The 13,423-nt window shown below is 41.3% G+C and carries 9 protein-coding genes and 1 pseudogene; 3 read left to right on the plus strand and 7 right to left on the minus strand.

Translation table 11 applies throughout. The features are described from left to right. Both VF500_RS09130 and VF500_RS09135 read right to left on the minus strand, forming a co-directional pair. A partial coding sequence (locus VF500_RS09130; protein WP_330859382.1) for a SusC/RagA family TonB-linked outer membrane protein occupies positions 1 to 1,354 on the minus strand: 1,354 nt, incomplete at its 3' end. 206 nt (positions 1,355 to 1,560) lie between these two features. After that, entirely contained in the window at positions 1,561 to 2,730 is a 1,170-nt protein-coding gene (locus VF500_RS09135) for a FecR domain-containing protein (RefSeq protein ID WP_330859383.1), read from the minus strand. Positions 2,731 to 2,846: 116 nt separating this feature from the next. Here VF500_RS09135 and VF500_RS09140 point away from each other — a divergent pair, with 116 nt between their 5' ends. Beyond that, positions 2,847 to 3,443, plus strand: coding sequence for an RNA polymerase sigma-70 factor (locus VF500_RS09140; RefSeq protein ID WP_330859384.1), 597 nt, complete (start codon positions 2,847 to 2,849; stop codon positions 3,441 to 3,443). Positions 3,444 to 4,111: 668 nt separating this feature from the next. On the opposite strand, the gene VF500_RS09145 is transcribed toward VF500_RS09140, so the two are convergent. Genes VF500_RS09145 through VF500_RS09165 form a run of 5 tightly spaced genes read right to left on the minus strand, consistent with a single transcriptional unit; the run spans position 4,112 to position 11,777 of the window. Then, positions 4,112 to 7,258, minus strand: a complete 3,147-nt coding sequence (locus VF500_RS09145; protein WP_330859385.1) for a CusA/CzcA family heavy metal efflux RND transporter — start codon at positions 7,256 to 7,258, stop codon at positions 4,112 to 4,114. A 19-nt stretch (positions 7,259 to 7,277) separates the two neighbouring features. Beyond that, a complete protein-coding gene (locus tag VF500_RS09150) occupies positions 7,278 to 8,381 on the minus strand; it encodes an efflux RND transporter periplasmic adaptor subunit (RefSeq protein WP_330859386.1) in 1,104 nt (367 codons plus the stop codon). Between the two features lies 1 nt (position 8,382). Continuing rightward, on the minus strand, positions 8,383 to 9,663 hold the full coding sequence (locus VF500_RS09155) for a TolC family protein (RefSeq protein ID WP_330859387.1): 1,281 nt from the start codon (positions 9,661 to 9,663) through the stop codon (positions 8,383 to 8,385). Positions 9,664 to 9,720: 57 nt separating this feature from the next. Further along, the gene (locus VF500_RS09160) at positions 9,721 to 11,094 is read right to left on the minus strand and encodes a sensor histidine kinase (protein ID WP_330859388.1); all 1,374 of its coding nucleotides are present in this window, start codon (positions 11,092 to 11,094) and stop codon (positions 9,721 to 9,723) included. Then, positions 11,094 to 11,777 (minus strand): response regulator transcription factor, encoded by a 684-nt coding sequence (locus VF500_RS09165; RefSeq protein WP_330859389.1) that lies wholly within the window; start codon positions 11,775 to 11,777, stop codon positions 11,094 to 11,096. The genes VF500_RS09160 and VF500_RS09165 overlap by 1 nt, the downstream gene beginning before the upstream one ends. A 729-nt stretch (positions 11,778 to 12,506) precedes the next feature. Between VF500_RS09165 and VF500_RS09170 the strand changes: the two genes are divergently transcribed. Further along, positions 12,507 to 13,103: an RNA polymerase sigma factor gene (locus VF500_RS09170; RefSeq protein WP_330859390.1), complete on the plus strand. Its 597-nt coding sequence runs from the start codon at positions 12,507 to 12,509 to the stop codon at positions 13,101 to 13,103. 72 nt (positions 13,104 to 13,175) lie between these two features. Further along, positions 13,176 to 13,423, plus strand: a pseudogene (locus VF500_RS09175) (FecR family protein); the annotation flags it as partial.

The raw sequence follows: 13,423 nt of genomic DNA on the forward strand, positions 1-13,423 counted from the left end.
TATTCAGGTTCATTCTCAACGCGTAGCGGCCGAAATCAGATTTTTTGATGATCCCATTCTGGTCGTTGAAATTGGCTGATATGAAATACTGGTTATTGTCGCTGCCCCCGGAAATCCCGAGATTGTAACTTTGGTTCAGCGCTGTGCGCATCGTTTCATTTTGCCAGTCTGTATTTGCCCCGCCGCCTATGTTGGCCAAATCATTTAAATAAGTAGTTTTCGCAGCTGCTGAAAAATTAGCCGCACCGTTAATAAAGTCTGTCGTATAAGCTTTAAAGGCGGTTGCATCAATTAACGGCAGCTTTTTCCTGACGTTCTGCACTCCGAAATAAGTATCGAAAGTTACTTTTGCTGTACCTGATTTCCCTTTTTTAGTAGTTACCAGCACAACGCCGTTCGCTGCGCGTGATCCGTAAATAGAGGTAGCAGCGGCATCTTTCAGTACTTCGATCGATTCGATGTCATTTGGATTAATGGAATTTAGGCCATTGGCAGTTCTGACATCTGAATTGAACTGTGGTAATCCATCAATCACATATAAAGGTTCGTTTCCGCCGGCTATAGAAGCTGCGCCCCTGATCTGGATACTGATCCCTGCACCCGGCTGCCCTGAACTTTGCTTCACCTGTACCCCTGAAAGGCGACCAGACATCCCCTGTTCAATCGACGCAACAGGTGCTTCGGTTAATATGTCGCCTTTAACAGATGAGATAGCTCCAGTCACACTTGTCTTTTTCTGTGTTCCATAGCCGATCACTACCACATCATTAAGTGATTTTTCCTGTTCTGTGAGGGTCACGTTTATAACAGTTTGGTTATTGATGTCAATTTCTTTGGTAACATAGCCTATGTACGAGAATACAAGCGTTCCCTTTAATTCGGTTAATTTGATCGAATACTTACCATCAGCACCTGTTACTGCGGCTACATTGGAGCCTTTTAATTTCACGGTAACACCTATCAGTGTTTCACCTTTGGGGCTGGTAACCACACCTGTAATAGTTTGCGCTGCAGGAGTCGGCTGATCGGATTTTTCAACCTGGGGCAACGATGCTGTAACAGGTTTGGGGATAACAACGATTGTTTTTTGGTTGACTCTGTAATTGAAGGGCTGATTAGTGAAACAAGCTTTCAGCACATCTTCAAGTGATGCGTTTTTTACATGAAGCGTTAAAGGTCTGGCGTTCTTAATGAGGTCAACATCATAAAAAACACTATAGCCGCTTTGACGGTGGATATCGTTAAGCACTTCACGAAGTGAGCCATTGTTTTTGTCGATGCTGATTTTTTGCGCCATTGAAGCCGCGCTTACCTGCATAAAGGATATCAGACACAAAAAGAATGACAGTTTCATGATCAATAATAATTTAGGGGCAATACGGGACATGCGCCCGCATCTCAATGCAGTATATTTTTTATACATTTGAATGTTAGGTTAATCAGAAAATTGGTTGTTTGAACGATGATCATTTGCGGGTATCTAACAACAGTTTCCAAACTGTTGCCGGAGGCGGTGGTACGCTTCCGGCTATTTTGTCAGATAGCCTATGGTTAGTAAGCTTAGTTAGTCAATAAAATCCTCCTTCCTTCAATTTGATAATGGATACCACCGGACTGGCTCATGTTATCAAGCAGTTCGGTAATGTTTTTGTAACGGGATATGGTACCGCCAAATTTTTTATTCTCAACACTTCCGCGGTAGCTTACCTCAACATCATACCAGCGGGAAACTATTTTCATCACTTCTTTTATGCTGAGGTCGTCAAAAACAAAATAGCCTTCTTTCCAGGCCATTACCTGCTCGATGTTGGCTTTTTGGGTTGAAATGTTGTTCTGATTATGGAGGGCAATGCCTTGTAAACCAGGAGTAAGAAGGGCGTTTGATGAACCTTTACTCAAGCGTACCGAACCTTCCAGCAACGTCGTTGTAATAGCCGCATCATCGCTGTAGGCCGTAACATTAAAATGTGTACCCAATACTTTTACGTCTACATTATTAGCGGTAACTATAAAAGGTTTTTGCTTGTTTTTTGCTACTTCAAAGTATGCTTCGCCCTGCAATTTTACCGCCCTTGTTTTGCCGGTAAATGCCGTAGGATATATAATTGAAGAGGCCGAATTGAGCCAAACCCGCGATCCATCAGGCAGTATCACCTGGAATTGCCCGCCACGAGGTGTAGTTAAAGTATTGTATTCAATTTTTTCCGTGTTGGCAGGAGCATCCTGCCTGGCAGCTGTGTAAATAAGCTGGCCATTGGCTGATTTGGTAATACTAATGCTTCCGGCTTTAGCCAGCACGCCGTTACCGGCATCGGTAAGGTTAATTTGTTTGCCTCCGGGCAGGGTTAATATGGCTTTGTTGGAGCCGGGCTTTATAGTGGATGATTGCTGATTGGCGGTTAATTGTGGTTTAGTATGTTGCCTGAATAAAAAATAACTTCCAAATGAAATGATCAGCAGTACAGAAGCTGCAGCCAGCCATACTTTAATTACCGGCCTGGTCGGCCTTATTTGAGTCCGGCGAGTTGGTGTTGATAAAGAAAGGCGTTTGCTCAGCTCCTCAAATGATCGTTCAGCAGAGGCTTGCATCGCTTCTGTGTCGTCGTTACGGTATTTCTTATCGCCTGCATCATATTGGTCATACCAGCGTTCAACTTCTCGCTTTTCGAAAGGGGTACACTGGCCTGCTAAATATTTTGCGATAAGTTGGTTGAGCTTATCGTCGTTCATAATTGGTGCTTTTAATAACTTATTGCATCAAAACGGCGTTACCCCCATATACCTCAAAAAAAAACTTTAAATTACCTTTAAATTTATTTGATTTGTAAAACCAATTATTTCCAAAAGTGCCGCGTACAACTGATTTTACAGACAGTCAATTGCTCGAAATGATACGCGATGGTGATGTTGCGGCCTTTAAATTACTTTACCTGCGTTATTTTTCGGCCCTTTGTAAATCCGGATTTCGTAAAATACAGGATGATAAAGTTGTTGAAGAAATAGTACAGGACGTTTTTGTTGACCTGTGGCGGAAACGTTATGAACTCGACGCAGGCCAGGAAATCGGTGCTTTTTTAAATGCGCTTTTAAGAAATAAAATTTTGCACGAGTGGCGCGCTCAGCAAATCAGGCAAAGGCATGTTGAAGTGTTTTCTCAACTAAACACAACTGTAGGTGATGAAAGTTTATCGGAGCAATTTTATGCCAACGAGATCCAGGAGAGATTAAATGCCGTTATCTGTAATTTATCACCGCAGTGCCGCCAGGCATTTGAATTAAGCCGTTATGAACACTTGTCGTACCGTGAAATCAGTGAGCGAATGGCTATCTCCGTTAAAACAGTGGAAAAGCATATTGGAAAAGCTTTAAAAATATTGAAACTGGAATTAAGGGAATACCATATTACGGTAGCCATGCTAATCAGCATATGGCTACAGATGTGAATAACCTGTCCGTTTCTGATAACCATGTGCATTATTGCATAATGACATTTTAGTGATTTCCAATTACGACAAAAAAGGCAGATAACAGGCTCATTTAATGTTATCAAGATGATGATAGGGTATGCTTTTTTATTTGCCTCTATAGGCACATATTTGAAAAGTGGGGATATGGCATTTTGGTGGCCCGTAGGGGAAACTGCTCGAACTCTTTTATCAGTGATTTTATGCGTTTGGCTGGTTAAAAGGAGGGTTGGAGCCCAGTCAGGACTCGAACCATAAACTGTGCGGTTCGAAAAGCGCACAGCCAAGGATCGTTAAAAGTGTTCTAATTCGCTTAAAACACGTATTTGGTCAATTAAGTGGTTCGAATTCTGCCCAGTCAGGGGATCATTAAAAGTGCTTTAGTTCGCTTAAAAGACGCATTTGTTATAGTAGTTGGTTCGAATTCCACCCAGTCAGGGATCTTGAAAATATTGTAATGAGCTCAAATGTTGTCGCATTTGCTCCAAAAAATGGTTCGAATTCCACCCAGTTAGAAAATCGCTAAAAGTGTTGTAACGAACACAGATGCTGCATTTGATTTAATAAGTGGTTCGAATTTATAACGTGTTTTTTATCATGGAACAAAATATGTCAAGCTAATTTAAATATCCACAAAATGGCATCAATCAGCTGTTCTTTAATTTCCGATAAGCCCAACCAAAAATCAATGGAAAAACCCATAAGCTAAACAGCATGGCGCATAAAATACCCCCGATAACAACGCGAGCCAAAGGCCTGGAGCTTTCAGAACCTATACCGTGCGAAATAGCAGCGGGGAACAAACCGATAGCGGCCATCAGTGCCGTCATCATCACAGGCCTGATCCTGGAGTTGACGCCGAGTTTAATGGCCGTATACAAATCAGTTTGGGTGCTCCCCTTTAAGTTTTCGAGGTTGTGTTTAAAAATACTGATCAACAACACGCCATCCTGGATGCAGATCCCGAACAAAGCTATAAAACCGATACCAGCCGAAATACTGAAATTAGTGCCCGTTAAAAACAAGGCGATAATACCACCCACAATGGCAAACGGCACATTAAGGAATACCAATGCAGCATCTTTTACATTACCGAACATGATGAACAATAAACCGAAAATCAGTATCAAACTGACTGGCACTACCTGGGTTAGTTTTTTTTGAGCCCGCTGCTGGTTCTCAAAATCGCCCTGCCAGGCCATATGATAACCGCGATCTAATTTTACCTGGGCATCAACCTTTTGTCTGGCTTCGGCAATGGTGCTACCCATATCCCGACCGCGCACAGAAAATTTAAGGGTAGCGTAACGTTCATTTTCATCCCTGAATATCAGGCATGGGCCTGTTTTCTGTGTGATGTCGGCAATTTGTTTAATAGCCACTTTAGCTCCGCTTTGCGTTGGAACCATCAGGTTGCCAATATCCGCGGGTGTACGCCTGAAAGCTTCCGGGAAACGGACCCGGATATCAAATGTCCGTACCCCCTCATATAAAGTTGAAGCCGCCTGCCCACCAATGGCCATAGCAATAACCGAATTTGCATCGGCTGTTGCCACGCCGTACTGCGCCATCTTTTGTTGATTGAGCTGTATATCCAACTCGGGTAAACCAACGCTTTTTAGCACTCCCAAATCTTCAATCCCTTTTACGTCTTTCAATATGCGGAAAACGTCGTTTACTTTGGACTCCATATAGTTAAGAGAATCGCCATAAACCTTTACAACAATCGATCCTTTTACACCGGATACTGCTTCTTCCACGTTATCGCTGATAGGCTGCGAGAAATTCAGATCAACTCCCGGCAGTTTGGATAATCGCGCGTTCATCTGTTTAATCAATTGCTCCTTGGTTATTTTAGGTTTCCAATCTTCCTCCGGATACATCAATACGTCAAATTCATTGTTGTAAAAACCCGCTACGTCAGTCCCGTTATCCGGCCTCCCCGTTTGAGAAACTGCGTACTGTACCTGTGGAAACTCCATTAATATTTTTCGCACCTGCCGGGCCGTTTCAATCGACTGATCGAGGGAAACACTATAAGGCAATTGTACCCGCAACCATATTGCACCTTCATCCAGTTCGGGCAAAAACTCGCTGCCTAAAAATTTAAAGGAGAATAAACCAACAACCATCGCTATCAACGATACTGTTACTACGATCTCTTTAAATCTGAAAGATTTAACAAACCCACCCAGCATAAATGCTGTAAGCTTATGTACAAAAGGATTATGTTTTTCATGAACATTTTTACGCAATAACAGACTGATTAGTACCGGAACCAATGTTAACGTAGTAATCAAAGCGCCCAGCAAGGCAAAACCAAGCGTATACGCCAGGGGGGAAAATAGCTTTCCTTCAACTTTTTGAAATGCGAAAACGGGCAACAAACCGGTTATGATAATTAGCTTGGCAAAAAAAATGGCCTTGCCTAAAGCAGCACCATTGTTTTTGATCAGCCCCATTTTGGCTATCTTGTTGAAGCGTTCCATCCCCAGTTCAACAGCTTTATGATCAAGGATAACGAACATTCCTTCCACCATTACCACAGCTCCGTCTATGATGATCCCAAAATCCACGGCACCAAGCGATAATAGATTGGCCGACATTCCCATCAGGTGCAGACAGATAAAGGCGAACAATAAAGCCAACGGAATGATAACAGATACGATAAGAGTAGTGCGCCAGTTAAACATAAACAGTGATACCAGCAATGTTACCAGTAAAATGCCCTCAATAAGGTTATGTAATACAGTATGCGTAGCATAATCAATCAGGTTGGTACGATCGTAATATGGAACAATTTTGGTGTCGGCGGGCAGGATATCGTTATTAAGCTTATCAACTTCGGCCTTTAAAGCGTTAACTACTTCTGTTGGATTTTCGCCTTTGCGCATAACAATAATAGCTTCTACGGCATCGGCATCATCATTAACGGTACGTTTTCCATTTTTGATCACGGCGTCGCTTCGGCCTACCCATCCCAGTCTTGGTAAATTTGAAATTTCAACGTGTGCCACATCTTTCACAAGCACCGGAACGCCGTTGTTATTGCTTACAATGATATTACGGATCTCGTTGATATCATTAAGCAGTCCTAAGCCCCTTACAGCAAAAGCCTGGTTGTTTTGAATGATCATGTCGCCGCCAACGTTGATGTTGGTTTTCTGAACGGCAGTAAAAACATCTAATGGTGTAATATTCAGCGTTGCCAGTTTTTCAGGATCAACAGTGATTTCATAGGTTTTGGTCTTGCCGCCGAAACTACTGATATCACCAATGCCCGGGATAGACCGCAGTCGCCTGTCAATTAACCAATCCTGGATAGTTTTAAGCTCCCTTACATCACGTACCTTACTCCTGAGCGTATACCTGAAAATTTCGCCGGTCGGCCCTACCGGCGGCTGTACCGAGGGCGTTATGCCTGCCGGTAAAGTAGCATTATTTAGCAGGTACATTACTTGTTGCCTGGCTTCCGGGTCCTTGATGCCATCATCAAAAATCACCTTCACATAGCTTAAGCCAAAAATGGAAGTTGAGCGCAGACTCACCTTTTTCTGTACCGGGTTTAGCGCTATCTCAATGGGGATAGTTACGAGTTTTTCCACTTCCTCGGCACTTTGTCCGGGCCATTGTGTAATGATATCGATTTCGGTATTGGTTACATCAGGAAACGCTTCGATAGGCATTTGAATGAAGGTGATAACACCTGCTACAACGAGTATAACAGCAAGGAATAGTATAAGGATCCTGTTTTTTAATGAGAACCCGATGATCCGCTTAAGGAGCTTAGTCATTTTTGAGAATAATTGGTAATTAACTGTTTAATGATCCATATATCAGGATTGCTTTTGAAGCAATTACCCGTTCACCGACATTAACTCCGTTTTTAATGAATGCCGTTTTTCCATTGGTGCTGATAACTTCCACCTGGCGCAGTTCTACATTTTTGTCCCCCTTTAAAATAACAACGTAGTACTGGCTGTGGTCAAAGATGAGCGCGCTGCTGGTTACCGAAATTGCTTTATCTTTTTCTGTGTTATTGATGGTTACTGTAGCAAACATCTGCGGCTTTAACATAAAGTCGGGGTTATCTATAATTACCCTCATCTTCATTACTTTGGTATTGGGATCAATCACGTTCATTAACCTGTTCACCTTACCTTTAAAAATTTTATCGGGATATGATATGGTTGAAATATCGGCTTCGTCTCCTTCATGAACTTTACTCACGTTCTCCTCATATACATTAGCCTCTACCCATACATTTTTAAGGTTTGACACTGTAAACATAGGGGCCGAATTATCAGGCCGGATTGCCATGCCGTTAGTTACATTTTTCTGTACCAGGAAACCGTCAATGGGCGAATTGATAAAATAATCGCCACCGGTATTGTTGCCATTCACTATCAGCACACGCTGTGCTGCTGTTTTTGCAGCCGCAGCCTGTTCATAATTAACTTCGGCCGCGGTAATATCTACTTTAGATGCCATGCCACTTTTATAAAGGTCCTGTTGCTGCTCCAGCTGCTTTTTGGCCAGGCGCACGGCGGCTTCGGATGAGCTAAGCGAAGAAGAATAGTTGGCCATTTCGCTGCTTTTTACTATTCCCAATACCTGGCCGGCCTTTACAAAGTCACCAGGCATTGCATTAATGTTTTGTACTATACCACTTACCAGCGGGAAGATATTTGATACTTTATCGGTGTTGAAATCAACAACTCCATTAAACTTTATAGCATAGGTGATATTGCGGACCTTAACGGTGTCAATTTCTAATATTCTCTTCAGAGAATCTGACAACGTATAAGGCTGTCTTGCCTGTTCAGTGTCATTATCAGAGTGGCATGAGTTAAAACTGATCAATAACAATGCGGATGCCACGCATTTCAAGCAATGCTTTTTTAATAAATAGTTCATCTTAATGCTGATTAAAGAAAGGAGTACCTGTAACGTAGTTTAATTGCTCGAGCGAGGTAATCTTGTTGAGCTGGATATTATTGAGCTGAATGGTATTTGTTTTGAAAGAATCATAAAAATCGATAAACTCCAACAAACCAATATTTCGTAACAAATAGTTTTTATACACTTCATTAATGAGGTGGGTGAAATCCGTTTTAAAAGCCGGGTCAAAACTGTTATACAGATCTTCGGTCCTTAATGCCTCTTTGTAAGAGGAGGCGAGGTCCATGGTTACCTGATTTTGTTGGTTTTCCAGTTGTATCTTACTCTGATCTATCGCGATACGCGCCTGTTTGATGCCTCCCTGGTTACGGTTAAATACGGGCAGGTTAAAGTCAATACCCCCACCTACATAGTTGTTGTTAAATGAACCATATTTATCATATCCAAGAGAAAAAGTAATGTCGGGCACCGCGATAGCCTTTTGCAAGGCTAAATTGGTTTGGTTGTAATCAACAGTGATCCTTGCATTTTTAAGATCATAACGATTTACATATGCCGAATCGAGCAACTTACTATAAGGGATTGTAGTAGCAGAAATTGTATTAACAAGACTAGTATCAACAAGCGGAACAATGTAACTTTGAGGTGAAGCTTTAATCAGCATCTTTAGCTCACTTTGAGTAACTTCCATCCCTGACACCAGGCTATTGTATTCGGCCAAAAGGGAGTAAAGTTGCGATTGGATGCGTAATACCTCTTTTTGGGCGATATTACCTTTAGCATATTGCTCTTTAAATGAGCTTAGTGTCTTTTTTAGGGAGCTAATCTCCAAATCATAAACAATGGCCGATTGTTGATTATAGTATATCGTATAAAAATCAGTTCGCAAGGTAAATCTTAGTGTGCGCAACAGATCAAAAAACTGGTATTTGGCCTGTTCAACTCCAATTTGAGCTAAACGTATATTTTTATTTCGTTTGCCGGCTGTGGTGAATAATTGCGAAATACCTACCGACTGGTTCTTATAAGCATTATGTGTATCATTAAGGATCCCGTTCTGGAAATTAAAATCGGGGTTAGCAAATAGTTTTGCAGTTATGACCTGAGCAGCTGCGTTATCTATGTTATACTTTTCGGCAATAAGTGTGAGGTTGTTTTTTAAAAATTGTTCTTCAATTTGCTTAATATTGACCTTTAATGTATCACTGTTGGGTGCCTGCGCCTGAACGCAAGCACCTGAAACAGCCATACACCATAGTTGAATTGAAGAAAGAACGATAACAAATTTTCGGTGCATAGTTTATTTGTTTATCCAAAACTATACAGGTCAGATTAGAGAAGAATTAAAACTGGATTAGAACGACATTAGATTTTCCTGCTGCGGGAATGTCAATGAAAAGATGGTTCCGGGATGTGCTGGCGACACTGTTATAGTCCCGCCAAAAAGCTGAATGATCTTTTGGGTAACATATAAGCCAATGCCACTGCCCTTAAAATTCCGCCCGTTCGGGCTTCGGTAAAAAGAGTTGAATATTTTGTTGACATCTTCATCCGGGATACCAATTCCCGAATCCCTGATATCTATTTTAATAAAACTATCGTCAACAGTTAGTGCGCAAACCACCGGCTGACCGCCAGAAAACTTAAAAGCGTTGCCAATGATGTTATTTAAAGCAATGATCAGTAAGGGCTTACTAACCATCATCACTAAATGGTTTGCATCTTCGGGCATCTGCTGCATTTCTACTATAAGTTTCCCTTTTGCTTTTTTATTGTTCCAGTAATAATGTATTTCCCATATCAGTTCATCGATCATAACCGGGGTCAATTTGGCACGGGTATATTCCATGTCAGACTGCGCAAGTTCCATCAAACTGCTAATAGTATCGTTTAGATTTTCAGCGTCACTCAGCACCGACATTAGTAACTGCCTGTATTCTATTACTGATCTCTCCTTATTTAAGCCAACTTCAATTTCTCCCATGATGCTGGTAACAGGAGTACGTAACTCATGCGATGCATTGGTTACAAATGTTTGCTGAAGTTCAAAGGCGTTATATAAATGTTCCAGTAGCCTGTTAAAATTACGGGCCAGTTCTGTGATCTCGTCCTTACCTCCGCTTTCATGCACCCTTACGTGGAGGTCATTTACGGTTATGCGCTGCATTTGACGGATCAAATCGTTTATAGGAGATAGTGATCTTTGGGCAAACCAGCGACCAATAAAAAACACCCCGCCATTGATAATAATAAAGGCGACGAACATGATACGGGCCATGTCAAGCAGCTGCTCATTATTACCTATATCAATCGCAGACACTAAAATCACAAAGTTACCCTGGTTGTCCCGGTAATAAATACCCACAGTTTGTCTGTTGCCGTCAGCAAACTGTAAATGTTCTTTGCTGCGCACACGGTCAATAACCTTATCTGTCCAGTACGAATGCTTATGAGCCAGAAAAGATTCATTATGTTCATTATAAATGCCGATATGCTCTTCCGGTAATTTAGCAAGATAACGCTCCCGTACATGCCCCAGCGAATCTGTAGAGATCTCATCTGCTTCGAGGTATAATTGTGCTGCAACTTTGGCCCTGTCATTCAGGTGCCCATAAAAATCGTTCCGCACAAACGAATAAAATACTAAAAAGATAGCCGATAAAATAACCAGTAATATGCCCGCGGTTATCAGCGAAAAATTGAGTGCCAACTTATTTTTGATCTTCATCAGCCTGCTTTCTCTTTCAGTATATAGCCCATGCCAATATTAGTATGGATCAGTTTGCTTTGGAAGCCTTTCTCAATTTTTTTACGAAGGTAATTCACATACACATCAATAAAATTGGTTTTGGTATCAAAGTCGATCCCCCAAACTTTTTCAGCTATATAGTCTCTTGAGAGTGTTTTATTGGGGTGCTGCATAAAAAGTTCCAGTAAGGCATATTCCTTGGCTGTAAGGGTAATTTCGGCCCCGGCACGCTCAGCTATCTTACTATCTGTATTCAGTTTAAGATCGGCATAAATGAGTATCCCAGGTTCAGTTTGCAGCCTTACCGTTCTGCGCAGTAGCGCTTCGATGCGGGCAAGTAATTCGTTAAAATGAAATGGCTTAACAAGGTAATCATCTGCTCCTGCCTGTAAGCCACTAACTTTATTATCAATACTGTCTAACGCGGTAAGCATCAATATTGGTGTCCGGGCGTCCTGCTTTCGAATGTACCGGCAAAGGTCCATGCCATTTCCGTCGGGAAGTAATACATCGATCAGAATTAAATGATAATCATTAGCCTGAAGCGCTTGTTTCGCATCAAAAACATCAGTAGCCAAACTAACATGGTATTGAGATTCCTGAAGGCCTTTTAATAAAAATGCCGCAACCTTCGGTTCATCTTCTATTACTAATATGTGCATTAACTGAAATAATTATTTAACAAGAGTCCAGGAAATGGCCTATAAACCTATTCAACATAGTTAAAGCTTCTCGAAGCATGTGGGTATGTTAACAGCAACGAAGCTCGCCCCTGATAATGAAGTTTTTATGAATGTTATCTATCACTTTATAAATATTCTGAAGTTTAGATGCTGTTAAAAACGGTTCAGCATAATTCTTACGGCGGATAAATGAACAATGGCTACACTTGTAGGGTTGAATCTCTCATAGTTTTTTGCAGATCTTCGGTTGGTATCGATCTTGGCAAATGTTGGCTCTACGATCCATCGTTTGGGTAGGACTTTAAAGATGTGTAATTCGCTTCTTTTAATTACCTCAAAAACTATTTTGAACATCTATTTTACTTTATCAATTAATGCGCCCCGATAACCGTTATCGGCAAATATTTTGATGATCCCGTTCCATGTTTCACATAGTTTGGAAATTACTTCGGTCGCCCAGTCTCTATCCTGGACCGAGGCTCCGTTTTATTAAATCGTTTTTGAACAGCCTCTTTGAATGAAAAAATCTTGCTTTATAATATAGCCCAACGGATCACGAGTAAATTTAAACAATTAAGAAACATTAATCATATTTGGCGTTCTGCTAAAAAATTAGAAATTTATATGTTCTTTCAGGATTATAAAATGCTTAACAATAAAGTAACAATACAAGCCTTACTTTGCTAAAGCAAATAAGTAGTTTTCAAAATGCCATCAGTACAATCATTATCCGATTTTGAATTGCAGCAATTGCTTGTTTACGGAAATGAGGCTGCGTATAATGAATTGTATAGCCGCTACGCGGTTCCAATAAACAGGTTTATGCAAAAATATTTGCACGCCGGTGTTTTAAGTGAGGATGCGACGCACGATGTTTTTATTAAAATATGGAATAAGCGCGAACAGCTTGGCAACGTACAATCGTTTAAATCGTACCTGTTTACTATAGCCAGGAACCTTGCACTTGATCATCTGAAATTAGCTTTCCGCACAGAAACTGCTATAAGCCAGATCTCTGCCACCATCGCCGAATATCGTAATACGATAGAGGAGGAGCGGCTTACCAAAGAATATCTTTTATTTGTTGAGAATGCGCTGGCCTCCCTGCCCGAGCGTTCGAGAGAAGTTTTCGCGCTTTGCCGCGAACAGGGCAAAACTTACGATGAAGCTGCCAAACAGTTAGGCGTTTCGCGCAATGCTATCAAAAATCACATGGTATTTACCATGAAGGTTTTGAGCTCAAAAGTTGAAACCGAGCTTGGTATTTCGCTCAGTGTTCTGCTTGCCGTTGTTTTCAAACATTAAATTTCAAAAAATAACATTTTCCTGCTACCCTGTTTTGGGCTTTTAAAGTCATGGTATAAAAGCCATGATTAAATGGAAGAAACGTATTACAGGCAACTGGTAAAAAGGTATCTCGAAAAGCGGGTAAGTGACGATGAGTTAGAGATATTTTCACATCTGCTTAATGAAGGAAAACTTGACAAGTACCTGGCCGAAACGATGGGTAATGATGACGCTTTATCCGAGCCGTTGCCTTTAGATAATGAAGTTCAGCTACCGGTAACCGGGAAAAAAAGATATTGGCCAGGCTACGCCGCGGCTGCAAGTATTTTATTATGCCT

The sequence above is a fragment of the Mucilaginibacter sp. genome (genome assembly GCF_036383575.1).
Taxonomy (GTDB): Bacteria; Bacteroidota; Bacteroidia; order Sphingobacteriales; family Sphingobacteriaceae; genus Mucilaginibacter.